Source organism: Anaerococcus kampingae, assembly GCF_046365475.1.
In the GTDB taxonomy this organism is placed as follows: Bacteria; Bacillota; Clostridia; order Tissierellales; family Peptoniphilaceae; genus Anaerococcus; species Anaerococcus kampingae.
Genome location: NZ_JBGMEF010000018.1, coordinates 226,499 through 244,681, shown reverse-complemented (window position 1 = coordinate 244,681; position 18,183 = coordinate 226,499). Strand labels below are relative to the sequence as shown.

The 18,183-nt window shown below is 30.4% G+C and carries 23 protein-coding genes; all 23 read left to right on the top strand.

Annotated features, from left to right (window positions below):
* The first annotated feature begins 140 nt into the window (after nt 1-140).
* The 23 genes from efp (at nt 141) to ACCQ42_RS04940 (ending at nt 18,181) form a co-directional block, all read left to right on the top strand.
* Entirely contained in the window at nt 141-698 is a 558-nt protein-coding gene (gene efp / locus ACCQ42_RS05050) for an elongation factor P (protein WP_106460338.1), read from the top strand.
* A 9-nt stretch (nt 699-707) separates the two neighbouring features.
* On the top strand, nt 708-1,037 hold the full coding sequence (locus tag ACCQ42_RS05045) for an Asp23/Gls24 family envelope stress response protein (protein WP_410035536.1): 330 nt from the start codon (nt 708-710) through the stop codon (nt 1,035-1,037).
* A complete protein-coding gene (locus ACCQ42_RS05040) occupies nt 1,037-1,423 on the top strand; it encodes a transcription antitermination factor NusB (RefSeq protein ID WP_106460336.1) in 387 nt (128 codons plus the stop codon). The genes ACCQ42_RS05045 and ACCQ42_RS05040 overlap by 1 nt, the downstream gene beginning before the upstream one ends.
* Nucleotides 1,420-2,604: an exodeoxyribonuclease VII large subunit gene (gene xseA, locus ACCQ42_RS05035; protein ID WP_410035535.1), complete on the top strand. Its 1,185-nt coding sequence runs from the start codon at nt 1,420-1,422 to the stop codon at nt 2,602-2,604. Before ACCQ42_RS05040 ends, xseA begins: the two co-directional genes overlap by 4 nt.
* On the top strand, nt 2,597-2,782 hold the full coding sequence (xseB, locus tag ACCQ42_RS05030; RefSeq protein WP_106460334.1) for an exodeoxyribonuclease VII small subunit: 186 nt from the start codon (nt 2,597-2,599) through the stop codon (nt 2,780-2,782). Before xseA ends, xseB begins: the two co-directional genes overlap by 8 nt.
* Nucleotides 2,775-3,602 carry a polyprenyl synthetase family protein gene (locus tag ACCQ42_RS05025; RefSeq protein WP_410035534.1) on the top strand — a complete coding sequence of 276 codons (828 nt, stop codon included), beginning with the start codon at nt 2,775-2,777 and terminating at the stop codon, nt 3,600-3,602. The genes xseB and ACCQ42_RS05025 overlap by 8 nt, the downstream gene beginning before the upstream one ends.
* Nucleotides 3,603-3,610: 8 nt before the next feature.
* Complete coding sequence (locus ACCQ42_RS05020; protein WP_106460333.1) at nt 3,611-4,063, top strand: arginine repressor; 453 nt, start codon at nt 3,611-3,613, stop codon at nt 4,061-4,063.
* Nucleotides 4,063-5,751 (top strand): DNA repair protein RecN, encoded by a 1,689-nt coding sequence (gene recN / locus ACCQ42_RS05015; protein ID WP_265213857.1) that lies wholly within the window; start codon nt 4,063-4,065, stop codon nt 5,749-5,751. Before ACCQ42_RS05020 ends, recN begins: the two co-directional genes overlap by 1 nt.
* Nucleotides 5,744-6,292, top strand: coding sequence for an NUDIX hydrolase (locus tag ACCQ42_RS05010; protein WP_265213859.1), 549 nt, complete (start codon nt 5,744-5,746; stop codon nt 6,290-6,292). Before recN ends, ACCQ42_RS05010 begins: the two co-directional genes overlap by 8 nt.
* On the top strand, nt 6,282-6,986 hold the full coding sequence (locus tag ACCQ42_RS05005) for a segregation and condensation protein A (RefSeq protein WP_265213860.1): 705 nt from the start codon (nt 6,282-6,284) through the stop codon (nt 6,984-6,986). Before ACCQ42_RS05010 ends, ACCQ42_RS05005 begins: the two co-directional genes overlap by 11 nt.
* Nucleotides 6,976-7,506, top strand: coding sequence for an SMC-Scp complex subunit ScpB (gene scpB, locus ACCQ42_RS05000; RefSeq protein WP_265213862.1), 531 nt, complete (start codon nt 6,976-6,978; stop codon nt 7,504-7,506). Before ACCQ42_RS05005 ends, scpB begins: the two co-directional genes overlap by 11 nt.
* Nucleotides 7,493-8,188, top strand: a complete 696-nt coding sequence (locus tag ACCQ42_RS04995; RefSeq protein ID WP_410035533.1) for a pseudouridine synthase — start codon at nt 7,493-7,495, stop codon at nt 8,186-8,188. Before scpB ends, ACCQ42_RS04995 begins: the two co-directional genes overlap by 14 nt.
* 30 nt (nt 8,189-8,218) lie before the next feature.
* Complete coding sequence (locus tag ACCQ42_RS04990) at nt 8,219-9,130, top strand: aminoacetone oxidase family FAD-binding enzyme (protein WP_410035532.1); 912 nt, start codon at nt 8,219-8,221, stop codon at nt 9,128-9,130.
* Nucleotides 9,114-9,431: an NAD(P)/FAD-dependent oxidoreductase gene (locus ACCQ42_RS04985; RefSeq protein WP_410035531.1), complete on the top strand. Its 318-nt coding sequence runs from the start codon at nt 9,114-9,116 to the stop codon at nt 9,429-9,431. Before ACCQ42_RS04990 ends, ACCQ42_RS04985 begins: the two co-directional genes overlap by 17 nt.
* Complete coding sequence (gene cmk, locus ACCQ42_RS04980; RefSeq protein ID WP_410035530.1) at nt 9,428-10,081, top strand: (d)CMP kinase; 654 nt, start codon at nt 9,428-9,430, stop codon at nt 10,079-10,081. Before ACCQ42_RS04985 ends, cmk begins: the two co-directional genes overlap by 4 nt.
* Nucleotides 10,056-10,664 (top strand): lysophospholipid acyltransferase family protein, encoded by a 609-nt coding sequence (locus ACCQ42_RS04975; protein ID WP_410035529.1) that lies wholly within the window; start codon nt 10,056-10,058, stop codon nt 10,662-10,664. Before cmk ends, ACCQ42_RS04975 begins: the two co-directional genes overlap by 26 nt.
* Complete coding sequence (locus tag ACCQ42_RS04970; protein WP_410035528.1) at nt 10,664-12,736, top strand: bifunctional 4-hydroxy-3-methylbut-2-enyl diphosphate reductase/30S ribosomal protein S1; 2,073 nt, start codon at nt 10,664-10,666, stop codon at nt 12,734-12,736. The genes ACCQ42_RS04975 and ACCQ42_RS04970 overlap by 1 nt, the downstream gene beginning before the upstream one ends.
* Before the next feature lie 56 nt (nt 12,737-12,792).
* Complete coding sequence (gene miaB / locus ACCQ42_RS04965) at nt 12,793-14,145, top strand: tRNA (N6-isopentenyl adenosine(37)-C2)-methylthiotransferase MiaB (protein ID WP_410035527.1); 1,353 nt, start codon at nt 12,793-12,795, stop codon at nt 14,143-14,145.
* 121 nt (nt 14,146-14,266) lie between these two features.
* On the top strand, nt 14,267-15,247 hold the full coding sequence (locus ACCQ42_RS04960) for a V0D/AC39 family V-type ATPase subunit (protein WP_106460322.1): 981 nt from the start codon (nt 14,267-14,269) through the stop codon (nt 15,245-15,247).
* Between the two features lie 2 nt (nt 15,248-15,249).
* Nucleotides 15,250-16,143 carry a V-type ATP synthase subunit I domain-containing protein gene (locus ACCQ42_RS04955; RefSeq protein ID WP_410035526.1) on the top strand — a complete coding sequence of 298 codons (894 nt, stop codon included), beginning with the start codon at nt 15,250-15,252 and terminating at the stop codon, nt 16,141-16,143.
* Complete coding sequence (locus ACCQ42_RS04950) at nt 16,127-17,491, top strand: V-type ATP synthase subunit I (protein ID WP_399525098.1); 1,365 nt, start codon at nt 16,127-16,129, stop codon at nt 17,489-17,491. Before ACCQ42_RS04955 ends, ACCQ42_RS04950 begins: the two co-directional genes overlap by 17 nt.
* A 17-nt stretch (nt 17,492-17,508) precedes the next feature.
* Nucleotides 17,509-17,943 carry an ATP synthase subunit C gene (locus ACCQ42_RS04945; protein WP_199792146.1) on the top strand — a complete coding sequence of 145 codons (435 nt, stop codon included), beginning with the start codon at nt 17,509-17,511 and terminating at the stop codon, nt 17,941-17,943.
* 1 nt (nt 17,944) lies between these two features.
* Complete coding sequence (locus ACCQ42_RS04940) at nt 17,945-18,181, top strand: V-type ATP synthase subunit F (protein ID WP_311531816.1); 237 nt, start codon at nt 17,945-17,947, stop codon at nt 18,179-18,181.
* Nucleotides 18,182-18,183 lie beyond the last annotated feature (2 nt).

The following is an 18,183-nucleotide window of genomic DNA, read 5'->3' as shown; positions in this document are numbered from 1 at the left end:
ACCTCTTTTTATTTATTATACTTATAAGCTTGATTTAATACATCATTCTTATATGTAAAATGATAAAAGCAGATGAATAAAATTTTCAATTAGCTCTTATATATGGTATAATAATGTAAGAATATAGCCAAGGAGGAATTATGATATCAGCTAACGATTTAAGAAAAGGTGTAACATTTGTATATGATGGGGATGTATATCAAGTTGTAGATTTCCAACACGTAAAACCAGGTAAGGGTGCAGCATTTGTTAGAACCAAAATAAGATCAGTAATGAATGGTGGAGCAAAGGATGTAACATTTAATCCTAATGAAAAATTTGAAAATGCCGTAATTTCTACAAAAGAAATGCAATATTTATACAATGATGGTCAACTATATTATTTTATGGACCCAGAAAGCTTTGAACAAATCGGTATAGAAGAAGAAGCAGTTAAAGAAGCAATAATTTATGTAAAAGAAAATGACAGTGTACTTATTAAATTTTATGAAGGCAAACCATTTTCAATTGATCCACCAAACTTTGTAGAGCTTAAGGTAGTAGAAACAGAACCAGGTGTAAAAGGTGATACAGCTACAAATGTTACAAAACCTGCAACAGTTGAATCTGGCGCAGTTATAAACGTGCCAATATTTGTAAACGAAGGTGATGTGATCAAAATAGATACAAGAAGTGGAGAGTATCTATCTAGAGTATAGGAGTATTAGATGACTAATAATTTTAAAGATGGTTCAGTTAAAATTGCTGATGAAATTCTAGATCAAATTGCAACCACAGCTGCTGAGGAAGTCTATGGAGTATATGAAGATACCTCCGAAGAAGGATTTATGCATTCACTACAAAGCAAGGCTACCAAGACAAATATCAGAAAAATAGCTGGTAATCTTGTAATAGACATAAATTTATCCCTAGACAAAAATATAAACGTTAGAAAGACCGTAAAAAAAGTCCAAAAAAATGTCAAAGATGTAATAGAAACAATGACAGGCATTGGAGTTAGTAGGGTTAATATTAACGTTAATAGATTAGAAATTTGATGAACAGAAGACAACAGAGGGAGTGGGTTTTTAAGCTTATCTTCCAAGATTCAATTAACGATATAAAAGAGAATAATGATTTATTTCAAAATCATGACCTAAGTGAGAATGAAACTTATATAATTAAATCTATAGATTCATATAAAAAACATTATGATGAGATTGTAGCAAAGCTTGAAGATAGCCTATCTGCTAGATACTCTAACATAAGCAAGGTAGCAAAGTCTATAATATTTCTTTCAATAAATGAAATATATTTTTTAGATATACCAGTCTCAGTCTCAATTAATGAAGCTGTTGATCTTGCGAAAAAATATACATCAAATGATGAGTATAAGATTATTAATAAAGTACTAGGTGACATCGTTAGAAAAGATAAAAAATGAAAAAACCTCTAACAGTTAAGCAATTTAATGAATATATAAAATCAAATATTAAACACGATCCTATTTTTAGAAGAATTTTTATAAGTGGAGAGCTTTCAAATGTTAGAATCAATAACCAACACTTGTACTTCTCTCTAAAGGAAGACTCAGATTTAATAGACTGTGTAATATATTATTATGAGGATAAGGATATAACCTTTGACTTTGAACCAGGAAAGAACGTTCTTGTTAGAGGTAGCTTATCCTATAATAATTTCTCTTCAAGACTAATTATAATTGCTAGCGAAGTTGAAGATGAAGGTCTTTCCAAGACCTATCTTGAATTTTTAAAAATAAAAGAAGAATTTATAAAAAAAGGCTATTTCGACCCAAAAAATAAAAAGCCAATAGATAAATTAGTCAAAAAAATAGGCCTAATAACATCAAAAGATGGGGCTGCAATTGTAGATTTTATATCAATGATTAATTCAAGACCTAATGACATAAAAATATTTTTAAATTCTGTAAAGGTTCAAGGAGATATGTCTCCGGGCTTAATAGCACAAGGAATTAATAAATTAGATTTACTAGATCTTGATGTTATTGTCTTAACAAGAGGTGGAGGGTCAAATGAAGACCTTTCAAGCTTCAATCATAAAGAAGTTATAGAGGCCATAAATAAAGCGAAGACACCTATTATTTCAGCAATCGGCCATAATATTGATAGAACTCTATCGGATTTAGCAAGTGATTTAAGCCTTCAAACACCGACAGAAGCAGGTTCTTACCTAATAAGCTTCTATGAAGACTACCACAAAAATTTAGAAAATTTATTCAAACAAAGAACTAAAGACATAGAAAATATATTAGAAAATTATGAATTAAAATTAAAATTTCTAAAAAAACGAATCGATATTAGCAATCCTAAGCTAATCTTAGACGCTAAATCCAAAGAGATTTCTAGTTTAGGCGTAAGAATTGAGAAAACAATTAGGGATAATTTTGTTTACAATGATCATAAGCTTAAAAGCCTTTCCTTTAATTTAAAGGCAGTAGAAAAAATTATTGAATATTCAAAAAAACATATACAAATTGAACATAATAATATATTGGTTTTTTCTAAACATTCACTTAAAGCTGATGATCTTGTAAAACTTGTATTTAGCGATGGAGAAGTAATAGCAAGGATTATTGATGGATAAATCATTTGAAGAAAATTATAAGAAAATAGAAAGCCTATTAGAAGAAATAGAAAATAACAAAGATAACTTAGATAAGAGTGTAAAACTTTATAAAGAAGCTAAAGAACTCTATAAGAAGTTAGAAGCAAGTTTAGATGACTATAGGGCTAAGGTAGAAATAATTGATAGTGATGAATAAAGAAGAATTTATTAAAATATTAAATAATAATAAGAAGGACATAGATGAAAGAGTAAGATCTTACTTTCCCAAAAAAGGTCTTATTAATGAAACAATGACCTATGCAGCAGATGGCGGCAAAAGAATAAGGGCCAGCTTGTATCTAGAAAGTAAGAAAATGTTTTCAAGCTCCCTTAGTGAGGAAGATTATAAAATGGCCTTGGCTATTGAATTAATTCATGCCTATTCTTTGGTCCATGATGACTTACCTGCCATGGATAATGATGACTATAGGAGGGGGATGGAGAGCCTTCACAAAAAATATGGTGAAGACTTAGCTATATTAACTGGAGATGCTCTTTTAAATGAAGCTGCTATTATTTTATTTGATGTTGCTATTATTAACAATACATATCTTAAATCTAGTAAGTATATAATGGAAAGAGCCTCTAAAAGGGGAATGATTCAGGGCCAAATCTTGGATTTAAGGAAAGATATCAAGGTAGATAAGTCCTATTTATTGGAGGTTTATAGCAAGAAAACCTCAGACCTTTTCAAGGCAGCATGCATTGGGGCTGCACTTTCAGCAAAGGCTAGCCATAGACAAATAGAGCTTCTTTCATTATATGCTGAAAACCTAGGCCTAGCTTTCCAAATACAAGATGATTTACTTGAAGATACATATGATGATGAACTAAATATACTCAATATAATGACTAAAGAAGAAGCCATTAATCTTCTTGATTCAATTAACAAAGATGCAAGAGATGCTATTTCTAATTTTAGCCATAACGAATTTTTAACTTATCTTATAGATTATTTATCAAAACGAAGTTATTAGGGGATATTATGAAAAAATACACTAGACAAAGATTAATATTAGATATTATTCAAAATAATGATGTCAAAACTCAAAGTCAATTATCTGAGATTCTAAGAGACCAAGGAGTAAATGCTACCCAGGCTACAATCTCTAGGGATATAAAAGAACTTAGAATATCCAAGGTTCAAAGTGATGACTACGAATATAAATACACAGTAGTTGATGCGGTTTATGACACACTTACAGAAAGAATTGAAAAAATTTTCAAGGAAGCAGTCCTATCAGTAGAAAAATCTTCTCAACTTGTAGTAATAAAAACTATATCTTACTGTGCAACTGTTTGCGGACAATATATTACTAATGCAAAGCTTGAAAATGTTGGAGGTATCGTAACAGGTATAGACACAATTTTTATTACTCCAAGAGATTCAAAAACTATTGACGATTTAGTAGAAGAATTAAGAGATCTTGTAAAATAATGCTTGCCGAGCTTTATATAGATAATTTTATAATAATCAAAAAAGATCATATATTTTTTGAGGATAGGTTTAATGTAATAACTGGCGAGACTGGTTCAGGAAAGTCCATTATACTTGAAGCAATAAATTTGCTTTTAGGAAAGAGGGCTAGCAAAGATATTATCGGCAAATTTAAGGACACTACAATTATTGAAGCAGTATTTATCATAGATGAAGATCAAAAATTATATCTTGAGAATAAAGATATAAGTTTTGATGATGACAAGCTTATTATTACCAGAAAAATAAGCGATAAGTCATCATCGATAAGGATAAATGGTAGACTTTCAAATTTAAATATCTTAAAAGATATAGGGGAATTTTTAATTGATATCTATAGACAAGGTGATAGCAACGTCTATATGAATAAGTCTAATTATATAAACTTAATAGATTCTTATCAAAACGACAAAGAAACTAAGTCTTTAAGAGATTCCTTGAAAGAATTATATAGAGAGAAAACAGAATTTATAAGAAAATTTCAAGACTTAGACTTAACCGATGAAGAGTTAAGCAGGGAAAGAGATCTTATTGATTATCAAATAAAAGAGATTGAAGCCATAGATTTATTTAATTTAGATGAAGATGAAATAGAAAGTGAATATCAGAGGCTATCAAATATATCAAGTTTGAGAGACAGCTATTATCAAATGATTGAAATCATTGACTCTGATGATTATCAAATTCCATCTATTAGTAGTTTATTAAATGAAGCTTCTTCTTCAATATCAAATTATGTAGGTATAGATAAAAAATCTGAGGACATATATGACAGACTAATATCAATATCAGATCAACTTAACGATATATATTCAGAAGCTGATTCCTATGTAGAAATTTTGTCCACTGATCCAGAAAGATTACAAGTGCTTGATGATTTAAATAAAAAACTCTTTGATCTTAAGAGGAAATATGGCAATAGCATAGATGATATCAAAGTTTATTATGAAGGAATGAAAGACCGCCTGGATGAGCTCAATCAAATTGAAGACCTAAGAATAAATATAGACTCTAAAATAGCAGATATAGATAAAAAAATGCTAGATAAGGCTGATAAGTTACATGCTATTAGAGTTAAAAAGATAAAAGAACTTGAGTCATCAATCAACAAAGAAATTGTGGAATTAAATATAAAAAATGGTAAATTTAAAGTTGAGCTTAAGAAGACTGATTTAATTGATAAAAAAGGTTATGATGATGTAGATTTCTTGATTAGAACCAATAAAGGAGAAAACCCATCATCTTTAACCAAGACAGCATCAGGCGGTGAGATTTCGAGAATAATGCTTGCCTTTAAAGAAGTTTTTGCAAGTTTTGATGATATAGATACGATGATTTTTGACGAGATAGACACTGGAATAAGTGGAAGGACAGCACAGGTTGTTGGTGAAAAAATCTTAGATTTATCTAAGAAAAGACAAGTAATAGCTATATCTCACTTGCCACAGCTAGCTTCACTTGCTAATAACCATATACTGGTTTGTAAAGAAGATGAAAAAGATGCTACTATTTCTTACTCAAAATCAATAAAAGGGGAAGAAAGAACTCTTGAAATAGCAAGGTTAATTGCGGGTGTTGATATAACTGAAACTACTAAAAAGTCAGCAAGAGAAATCTTGGAGATGGCGGAGGAATTAAGAAATGAATGAGCAAAAATTTTATGAAAAAACCATTAAGTCAGATACAATTTATGATGGTAAAATACTTAAATTAAGAGTTGAAACCGTAGAGCTTGAAAATAAAAGGTATTCTAAAAGAGAGATAGTTGATCACCAAAAAGGTGTTGGTATCATAGCATTTGACGGTGATGACAAGATTTGGATGGTAAAACAATATAGAAAGGCAATTGATAAAATAACCTTAGAGATTCCTGCAGGATTAGTTGATCCGGGTGAGATGCCTATAGAAACAGCTAAAAGAGAATTACAAGAAGAAGTAGGATATTTACCAGAAACTATTTCCTACTTATTTGATATGCATGCTTCACCAGGATTTACAAATGATAAATTATCATTTTTCTTAGCTAAAGATTTAGTTAAATCAAGTCTTGAGCAAGATGAGGATGAGAATGTCGAAGCATGCGCAATCGAGATAAAAGAATTATATAAGATGGTGGAAAATGGTGAAATTACAGATGCCAAAACAATTATAGCGATCTTATATTGTATAAAGTTATTAAATGAAGCTTAATATTGAACTAGAGGCCTTTGAGGGGCCTTTTGACCTTTTATTAAAGCTAATTGATAAACAAAAGATTGATATATATGATGTTAAGATTGAAGATATAACAAGTCCATTTTTAGAAGAAGTAGCTAAAATGAATATAGATTTGCCTTCTCTTTCTGAGTTTATATACACATCATCTATTCTTTTAACAATTAAGGCAAACAAGCTCTTACCAAAAGAGGAAAATGAAGGCTTAGAAGAAGATTTTTTAGCATATCTAATTGAGTATAAAAAAATCAAGTCCGTCCAAGATGATTTCAAGTATTTAGAAGAAGAAGCTCGTAAAATACATGTTAAATTTCAAGAAGATTTAACTAGCTTTGAAAAAGATGAAATAATCATTAATCAAGATATAGATATCCTTTCAAGAGAATTTAAAAAGCTTCTTAATAGACTAAAAAATGAAGAAAAATCTGAATCCAGAATATTTGAGCAAGAGATAATGCCAGATGTTAATGATTACCTAATTAGTCTTAGGAAAACACTGAATTTTTCTAAAGAATTAAAGTTAAACGATATAACAAAAAGGATCAATACAAAAGCTGAATGTATAGCAACTTTCTTAGCTCTTCTAGAAATGGTAAAGCTTAAAGAGATATATTTAAGTCAAGAAGATATTAATTCATTTAAAATAGTTAAGAGGGAAAATGACAGTTGACGAAATTAAAGGACTCATAGAAGAAATTTTATATATTTGGGGTGAACCCCTAGATTTTGCTGACCTATCAAAGATATTATTTGATATTGATAAAAAAGACATAAAAACTGCCCTTAAGGAATCTATTGAGGAGAGAAATAACAAAAATACTGGCCTAATCATTAGAAAATATAGTGATACCTATCAATTTTCTACAAGAAAGTCTACTGATAAATACTTAGAAAAATTAGTAGCCAAGTCAGAAAAAAAACTCACTAACTCAACCTTAGAAACCCTCTCTATAATTGCTTATAAGCAACCAATTACAAGGGCGGAAATAGATAAAATAAGGGGAGTTAACTCTCAATCGACAATTGATTCACTACTTGATAGGGGATTAATTGTTGAAAAGGGAAGGTTAGATAAGATAGGAAAACCAATAATATTTGGCACAACAGATGAGTTTCTAAAATATTTTTCTATATCTTCACTAGAAGATTTACCTGAAATAAAGATTGGTGATGATAATGAGAATAAATAAATATATAGCAAATACAGGCTTTACTTCTAGACGAAAAGCAGACGACTTAATCAAAGAAGGTAGAGTAAAGGTTAATGATAACTTAATAACTGAGCCAGGATTTAAAGTAGAAGATACTGATAAGGTTACAATCGATGGTCAATTACTTGAGTTAGAAGAGAAATTTTATATTAAACTATATAAGCCTGTTGGTTATATAACTTCTAATTTTGATCCTTATAATAAATTAGACTTAAATGACTTGTTAGAAATTGATAAGAGGTTTTATGCTGCTGGAAGACTTGATAAAGATAGCGAAGGTCTTTTGATTATTACAAATGATGGGGAATTCACCAATAATATTATTCATCCTAAATTCAAACTAGACAAAGAATATATTGTAGATGTTGATAAAACCCTTAGCAAAAAAGAAGAAAATCTTTTTATGCAAGGTCTAGATATAGGAAATGGTGAACATACATCAGATGCTTATATTAAACTAATCGGTAATAAAAAATATCAAGTTATAATTCATCAGGGATATAATAGACAGATAAGAAGAATGTTTGAATATTTTCATAGCAGTGTAAAAAGGCTTAAAAGAATAAGGATAGGTGATATTAGCCTATCTAATCTTAAAGAAAAAGACTATAAATACTTTGACAAAGAAGAAATGCTCTTTGTTAAAAAAGTTAAAAGGTAGGCAACTATCTTTTTTTGTGGGAAAAATTATATGAAAAAAATTGGAATAATCGGAGCTGGACCAGCTGGGCTTATGACAGCTATCCTTGCAAAAAATGAAAATAATGAAGTATACATACTTGAGAGAAATTCTAAAATAGGTATGAAACTCAAGATGACAGGTGGAGGAAGGTGCAACATCACGAACATGTCATATGATGGGGATTTCCTCGATAAAGTTGTAAGAAATAAAAAATTTGTCTACTCTTCCTATGCTAAATTTAATAATTATGACTTGATAGACTTTTTAGAAAATGAAGGCATTGCAACAATAGCAGAAGAAGATGGGAGGGTATTTCCTAAATCCCAACAGTCACAAAGCCTTATTGACTTTTTCTATAAAAAAATAAACGACTTAGGTATAAATTTATTAACAAATACAAAAGTTGTAGATATTAAGAAGAATAAAAAGTTTATTGTCAAAACTGATGATCATAAATTTGAATTTGATAGTCTTGTTATAGCTACTGGAGGTAAGTCGTATCCTAAAACTGGATCAGATGGACTAGGATATGACCTATGCAAAAAACTTGGTCACCATATTAGCAAAATTAGTCCAGTGCTGGTTCCTATCTTCATTAAAGATAAACTTAATATCAAGGCCCTATCTCTAAAAGATGTAGGCCTTAGCCTGGAGTCTGATGAAAATTCAGTATATCAGGTTGGAGATATATTAATAAATTCTGATTTTATAACAGGACCAGTAGTCCTAAGGGCAAGTTCCTTAATTGATAATGACAAGGTAAATCATATTTATATAGATTTTTTTACAAAATACACTTATAATGAATTAGACGACCTTTTACTTGATTTAATAAATCAAAATCCCAAAAAATCTATTCTAAATATTCTAAAATCTATAATCAACGATAGCTTAGTAGGGGTAATTGGTCAAAAGACTTAAAATTGATAAAGACCTAAGGGCGAGTGAGCTTAGTAGGGACTTGAGGATGCTAATAATAGAAAATTTAAAGAAATTCGAGCTAAATTTTCTTAAATTTGGCGGCTATGAATCAGCAGTTGTTACCAGGGGTGGGGTAGACTTATCTGAAATAAATCCAAGCAGCATGATGTCTAAAAAAATTGATAATTTATTTTTTGTAGGCGAAATCCTTGATATAGATAGCCTTACTGGAGGGTACAATCTTCAAATCTACTTTTCTACAGCTTATGCTTGCTCACAATATATAAGGGAGAGGATATGACATATATAATAGCGATAGACGGGCCAAGTGGTTCTGGAAAATCAACTGTTTCTGAAATTTTAGCTAAAAAATTAGGAATAGAATACTTAAATACAGGCCTAATGTATAGGGCTGTTACTAAGTTTTTCTTAGATAAGGGTATGGATGAAAAAACTGATGATCAGATTTTAATAAGATTAATTGATGAAATAGAGATCGATTTTAAGGATGAAAAATTGTATCTTTTAGGAAGTGACGTCACTAAAGACCTAAGAAATGATCAAATTACAGCTAATGTCTCTTGGGTTTCAGCCAAATCCTATGTTAGGGAGAAGATGGTAGACCTTCAAAGACAAATAGCTAAAAATACATCTTTCATCCTAGATGGTAGGGATATAGGAAGTGTAGTATTTCCAAATGCTAAATATAAATTTTACTTAACTGCGTCTGCCCTAACGAGGGCTAAAAGAAGATTTGATCAGGGTGAATCAGAACTAAGTATAGAAGAGATTGAAAAGGCAATTATAAAGAGGGATGACTATGATTCCCATAGAGAAATTTCTCCATTAAAGCTAGCAGAAGGGGCAATATTAATTGATAACTCAGAACTTAATATTGACCAAACAATTGAATTGATACTTTCGTATGTGGAGAAAACTGATGTTTTATAACTTTTTGGTTATACTTGTAAGGATTTTACTTTTTCCTTTTTATAGGATCCACGTTCATGGTAAGGAATTTATACCAAAGGATGCAAATTTTATAGCATGTGCAAATCACTGGTCTAATCTTGACCCTTTTTTCCTTGCTATATCCTTACCTATAAGATTTTATTTTATGGCAAAAAAAGAACTTTTTGAAATCCCTGTACTTAGAACTTTATTAAAAAAAGCAGGAATGTTTCCAGTAGATAGACAAGGAAATGACCTAAAGGCCTTAAGACATGCCATAAACCTTATTAAGGAAGACCATACACTGGGGATTTTCCCTGAAGGTACTAGGGTTAAAACTATTGATAGGGAAAACATGAAAGAGGGAGTTGGATTCATAGCTTTGAAAGCAAAGGCTGATATCTTGCCAATAGAGATTGTTACAAATTATAAGCTATTTTCTAGGGTGGATATTTATGTTAAAGAACCAATTAAGATAGAAAAGTATTCAACATTAAAAAATAAAGAAGCAATGGAAAAAATTTCTGACCACATTTTCATAAATTTATATGAACATAGTAAAGAATTGAAAGAGAGTAAGTAATGGAAATTATTATTGCAGAAAATTCTGGTTTTTGCTTTGGGGTAAAAAGAAGTGTAGAACTTGCTGAGAAAGCTCTGGAAGCAAAAAAGGATAAATATACATTAGGTCCTTTAATCCATAATCCACAATTAGTGGCGGATTTTGAAAAAAAAGGACTAAAAGTTATTGATCATGAACAGGCTCTAAAAATCAAAGACTCTTTGATAGTGATAAGGGCTCATGGTGAAGATAAAAGCTTCAAAGATAAGCTTATTGCTAATGGCAACGAGCTTTATGATGCAACTTGTCCAGTGCTAAATAGCATTTATAAGAAGATTGAAACAAAAGAAAAAGAAGGTTATCAGGTAATAATTGTTGGAGATAAGAAGCATCCAGAAATAATTGCTATGGAATCTTTTATAAACAATGGTATAGTAATATCAGATGAGACTGAAGCAAAAAATATTAAGAATTATGAGAAGCTATATGTAGTTAGCCAGACTACAAATAGGTTTGAATTTTTTGTAAATATTGCTAACAAGTTAGAAGAAAATAATGATAGTGTAGTAATAGAAAACACAATATGCAATGCTACAAAATTAAGGCAAGAATCTGCTAAAAAATTAGCGGCTTCTGTAGATTGTATGATTGTAGTTGGTGGTTTTAATAGTTCTAACACAAACAAGCTATATCAAGTAGCTAGTTTGTATTGTAAAAATGTTTTAAGGATTGAAACTGTTAAAGATCTACCTTTGCAAAAGCTCTCTAAATTTAAAAAATTAGGAATAATCGCAGGTGCATCTACGCCTGATTCGATTATTAAGGAGGTAGTAAGTAGTATGGATGAATTCACAAAAGAAGAATTTATGAACAGTCTAGAGGATAGTTTAAAGAAGATTTACCCTAAAGAGGTGATCACAGGTACAGTAATCAATGTTAAAGATGATGAGGTATTTGTAGATATCCAATATCGTGCAGATGGTATTGTTAAACTAGACGAAATGACTGAAGAGGAACAAAAAGATCCTAAAAACAGTTTTGAAGTTGGTGATGATATAGACGTATTCGTTATCAAACTTGATGATGGTGAAGGTAATGTTAGCCTATCTACTAGAAGAGTAGAAGGTATGAAAGCATGGAAAGAACTTGCTGAAAAGTTTGAAAATGACGAATTAGTGCATGGTAAAGTTGTTGGCTTTAACAAGGGTGGCCTAACTGTTGAAGTTAATGGTGTAAATGGTTTCGTACCTGCTAGCCAAATAGCAACTTACTTTGTAAAAAATCTTAAGAAATTTGTTGGTGAAGAATGGGATCTTAAGATCATCAGCATCGATGAAAGAAAAAATAGACTTGTTCTATCTAGAAAAGATGTACTTGAAGCAGAACTTGATGACCTTTGGGAAGATTTAGAAGAAGGCCAAGTTGTTACTGGTAAGGTAGCAAGATTAACTGACTTTGGTGCATTCGTAGAAGTTAACGGACTTGACGGATTACTTCATGTTTCAGATATCGCTTGGACAAGAGTTGAACACCCATCAGATGTACTAAATGTTGATGATGAAATCGAAGTTAAAATCCTAAAACTAAATAAAGAAAAAAATAGAATATCTTTAGGTCGCAAACAACTTCTAGACAAACCATTTGAAAGTTTTGTAAATAGCCACAAAGTTGGTGATGTAGTTGAAGGAAAAGTAGTAAACCTACTTGACTTTGGTGCATTTGTAGAAGTAGCTGATGGTGTAGAAGGTCTTGTTCATGTTTCAGAAATTTCTTGGGATCACGTTGAAAAACCATCTGATGAGCTTACAGTTGGTGACACAATCGAAGTAAAGATAATCTCAATAGATACTGAAGATGAAAAAGTCGGTCTTAGCATTAAAGCTTTAAAGGAAGCTCCAGAAAGACCAGAAAGAAAACCAAGAAGACAAGCTAGAACTAACGATAGACCAAGAAGAAAAGTAGAAAAAGATAATTCTTCTTCATCATTTGGTGATGATGACCTAAATAACAACCTTGGAGATATGCTTGCACAAGCTCTATCAGCACAAGGTTCAGAAGATTTACTTGGATCTATTGAAGAAGACGCTGAGTAAGATTAATAAAAATGGAGATGATTTTTATCATCTCTTTTTTTACTTAAAGGAGGAACATGTCTGACAAATTAGATAAATACAAAGATTTCTTTAGAGGAAAGACCTACAATATAACGACCTTTGGCTGCCAAATGAATGAGCATGATTCTGAAAGAATATCCTTTATCCTAGAAGATTTGGGTTATAGATATGAAGAGGATAGGAATAAGGCAGATTTTATCTTATTCAATACATGCTTAGTAAGAGAAAATGCAGAGCTAAAGCTATATGGTCAAGTTTCATCATTAAAGAAACTGAAAAAAGAAAATCCCGAAAAAATAATTGCTGTATCAGGATGTATGATGCAAACTGAAGTAGCTAGAAATGTTATAATTGATAAACATAAGGAAGTAGATATCATCTTTGGTACTAAAAACATCAACTCCCTTAAGGATTTAATCTTTAGATATCTTGAAACAAATGAAAGAGTCGTTGATATATCAACAGATAATGTAAAAGATGATTTTGTAAAATATAACACCCCAAATGATTTTCAAGCCTATGTAAATATAATGACCGGTTGTGATAATTTCTGTTCCTATTGCATAGTTCCTGAATCAAGAGGTAGGGAAGAATCAAGACGCCCTTCATCAATTATAGAAGAGGTAGAATATTTGGTTAACAATGGCTATAAAGAAATAACCTTACTTGGTCAAAATGTTAATTCTTATGGCAACAAAGCCGATTTCAAACACACATTCCCAGAGCTTTTAGAAAAAGTGGCTCAAATACCAAATCTAAAAAGACTTAGGTTTACAACAAGTCATCCAAAAGATTTATCCGATGAACTTGTAGAAGTAATTAAAAGAAACGACAATATATGTAAGTATTTTCATTTACCACTTCAATCTGGTTCATCAAAAATTCTAAAAGACATGAATCGTCATTATGATCAGGCAAAGTATCTTGAAAGAGTTAGAAAACTTAAAGAAGAAATACCAGAAATCGCAATTTCAACAGATATAATAGTAGGTTATCCTACAGAAACAGAAGAAGATTTTAAAGAAACACTTAAGGTATGTGATATAGTAGGTTACGACACAGCCTTTACTTTCAAATATTCACCTAGGCCAAAGACAAGGGCTGCAAAACTTACTCCATTAGATGATGATGTAATCCAAGATAGATTTGATAGGCTTTTAGATGTCTTATATCCACATTTTTATGAAAAGAATAAGACTTATATAGGTAAAACTGTAGAGGTATTATTAGAATCAGAAAGTAAAAATAATCCTGAAGTTCTTACAGGTAGAACTGATGATTTCAAGTTAGTTCATGTGAAAGCCGATAAGAGTTTAATTGGAGAATTTGTAAAAGTAAAAATAAATGACAATACATCCTTTACAATATCAGGAGACTTAGTTGAATAGCCCAGCCTTAGCTGGGCTTAAGTCCTTTTCCAGATATATATAAATGATATTAGTTATTTAAAAAGCTTTTTTTATAAAAGAATTTAAGGTACAATATGTTAATGTCAGGAAAGGAGGTTTTATGAAAGATGTTTCTGTAAAAGCTAAGGCTAAATTGGGGAAACTTTTAGATGATTATTTGCTAGAAAGAACTATAAATGAGAATGATTTTGATAGAAAAATCTCATATTTAAAGAAAAATTATGAATTTCTATCAGCTGATGATGATAAACTAATTGTTGAAGAAAAATTAAATAATTATTTTTTTAAGCAAGTAAGGTCAATTGACTTCTTTTTAAGAGGCTTAGATAAAAAATTTTATGAATTATATTTCTCAATTTACAAAATTTATTTGATACAAGAAATAATTACAAGTATATTAAATGATTCTTTATCAGATAACTATAAATACTTCGTAAACAGCCCGTTTTTTGAAGGAATGGAGCTATCAGCTAGTTTTTCTTTACATGATTTTGTTGAATCTATTAAAGATAAACATATAAAAAGGGTCTTGGAGCCGTTTTTAAATGAAAATATGGATCAAGACCAATTGATATTTTTATCTTCTAATGCTCTTATAAAATTGTATTATAGAGACTTACTAAAAATGAGCGAAAAGTTCCCTAGCAATGATTATAAGTACATCAACAGATATATAGCAGAAGAAATCAACTTGTTGAATTTTGAAATGCTTTACAGGTTAAAATCTTTTTTTGAAATAAATAATAACGAAGTTTTTAACTATCTTATAGAGGGTGGATATCTGTTTAATGCAGACAGACTTAGAGAGATATCTAATCTCAATAAGGACGAATTTATAGAGTATTTTTCTGATAGTAGGTATAAAAATATTTTTGAAAATGAAGATTTGGTTTATAAAAGAATACAAGATAGAAGATGGAAGAATTCTAGAGATGAAATAATCAGTGAGAATTGTGACATCCTTTATGTTATTTCTGCAATAAATCTTTTATACTTGGATATTAAAAATATTATTTCCATACTAGAGATGGATGGACGATATGATTACAATCAGAAAAGAGAATTGTTAATAGGAAGGTAGATATGGCAGTAGAAAAAATGAACCTAGTTAATATTACATCCAGACTAGAAAATCTTACCGATTTATTAAAGGATGTAATAAATATAGGTCAAATCGAACCAATTGATGCTTTTGGTCAAGTGGCTAGTAGAGCTTTCTCTGTCAAGGCTAGTAGCGAAAATGTCGAACTGACTGAGGATATGAATAGTATTACAAGCTTTCAAGGTCTTAGCAAAGAAGAACTTGAAAAACTTGATTATCTAAAGAAATTCTTTGATATTAAAGATGATGAAAAAATCGGTAAAATAACTAAAGTTATTGAGAAAGATGAACTTGACAGACTCTATACTAGACTTGAGCCGATGATTAAAAGACGAGAAAGCCTTGTTGAAGAAAAAGAAAAATTATTAACTTATAAAAATAATTTGGAGATTCTAAATAGGGCAGATGTTGATATTGATAAGATTAAGCACTTAAACTATTTCGATTTTAGATATGGCAAGGTGACAAAAGATGGTAGATTTATTCTAAAAAATAACTACGAAAATATACCATCACTAATCATCCACTTAAACGATGAAGATACTAAAAGTGCTGATGCGATTAACACTTTGATTGAGCTAGACAATAAAACTAGTGAAAGAAGAAGAAGTGTTGATGCTATAATTGAAAATGAAAAAGCTGAAAGCTTAAAAGTTGCTAATAAGATTGATCAAACCTATCTTGAAAAAATTACAAGAGAAGTTGCGGAGTTAAATAAAAACAACGATGAAGAAATAAGCAAAGAAGCTAGTGAAATTAAAAAATCTTTTTCTGACAAGAAATCTAGCATTGAAAGCCTATACAAGGATGAGGTTGACATGCTCGTAGATGAAGCATTCGAAAAAATAATCAAGGAGGATGGCAATGACAGATAAAATAAAAAACTCTAAAGAAAATTATCTATTAGTCTATCCAAAACAGGTTAGTGAAGATATAGGTAGGGCTGTAAACACAATGGGCTTTATCGATATGGAACTTCCTGATGAGAATCTTGATACAATAAATGCTAAGTTAAGTAGTATAGGAAAGGAATTAGATAATCTAGAAAAAGATATCAAAGATTTTAAGGATAATAACGAAGAAACTTTCGAATCTTTACCAAGTACTGTTGAATACTATGAAAAAAGCGAAAATATCATTAGTAAGATGGCCAAGGGTGAAAAATATTTATACTTAACTGGTTGGGTTCCAAATTCTAAGGTAAAAGAATTTGAATCTTTATCCAAAAAATACGACAAAACAAACGTAGAAGTAAAAAAAAAATATAATCAAGAGCCACCAACAAAGTTAAGAAATAACAAGCTCTTTAGACCCTTCGAATTCCTAGTAAATATGTATGGAGCACCTAATTATAACGAAATTGACCCAACTCCATTTTTCGCAGTAACTTATATGCTCCTCTATGGAATGATGTTTGGTGATTTAGGACAAGGTTTAGTTTTTATTCTTCTAAGCTTTTTTGTAGATAAGATTAATAAAACCTTCGGATCACTAATAAGAAGAATTGGATTTTCTGCTTGTTTCTTTGGTTTGATGTATGGATCATTTTTTGGAATAGAGACATTGATTCCTACATTATTGATTAAACCATTTGATAATATCATGAAAGTCCTTATAGCATCAGTAGCCTTTGGTATAATGCTACTTGTAATTGCATATTGTCTAGGTATTTATAACAAATTAGTAAAACAAAAAAATATCGAAGAAGGAATCTTTGGTAAGGAAGGCCTTGCAGGACTCTTGATGATGATTTCATTTGTTTTATTAATACTTAACATTGTAAATGTAAATCCACTTCCAATGCCTTTTGCTCTTTGTCTGTTGATTCTATCAATAATAATGATAGTATTTTCTAAACCAATATCAGCTAAAATTGAAAAAAGAGATGAGGTCTTTGAATCAAGTGCCTCAGATTATTATGTTGAAAGTTCATTTTCAATAATAGAAGCCTTGCTTTCAGTATTTTCAAATCTTGTTTCATTTACTAGGGTTGGAGCCTTTGCTATCAACCACGTTGGTCTATACATGGCCTTTGAAGTTATGAGCAAACTTGTTGGTGGCGGGATTTTTGGAATAATAATATTAATATTTGGTAATGTTTTAATCATTGGCCTTGAAGGAATGATTGTCTTTATCCAAGGTCTAAGACTAGAATTTTATGAAATGTTTAGTAAGTATTATCAAGGAAACGGTCGTAAATTTAGACCAATTAAAGAAAACTAATTTAAAAGGAGAAGAATATGATTAAATATACAGCATTACTTGCACTAGCAGTTGTCATTATGACAATTTATTCAGGTTTATACCTACTAAAAAATAACGAAGATAGCTCAAAAGCAAAAATAAAAAAAGCATTAAAGATAAATTTATTTACCTTTGTACCACTAATGTTGATGATTATGGTATTAATTCTTCCATCAACATCAAAAGCAGCAGGAGAAGCTGCAGCTGCAACAGCTACAGCAAGCGATGGACTTAAATATATAGGTGCAGCCCTTTCAACAGGTCTTGCTACAATCGGTACTGGTTATGCAGTTGGTACAGTAGGATCTGCAGCACTTGGCGCAATTTCTGAAGACCAATCAATACTTGGTAGAACAATCATCTTTGTTGGTCTTGCTGAAGGTATTGCAATCTTTGGTGTAATTATTTCAATCCTAATCCTATACGCATAAAATGAAGGCAAAGATTCTAACTGATTCAAACAACTTGCTTACAATGTTTCGTCTTGGAGCTATTGAAGCAAGCTTGGTTGATGAGAATAATTTTGAAGAGGAATTTAGGAATTCATACAAGGATGAGAATCTTGCTATATTGATAATTACAAGAGCAGTTTATAATAAAAATAATAATAGGATTGATAATTATAGAAGAGATTACACAATGCCTTTAATTGTAATTATTGATGGCTGAAA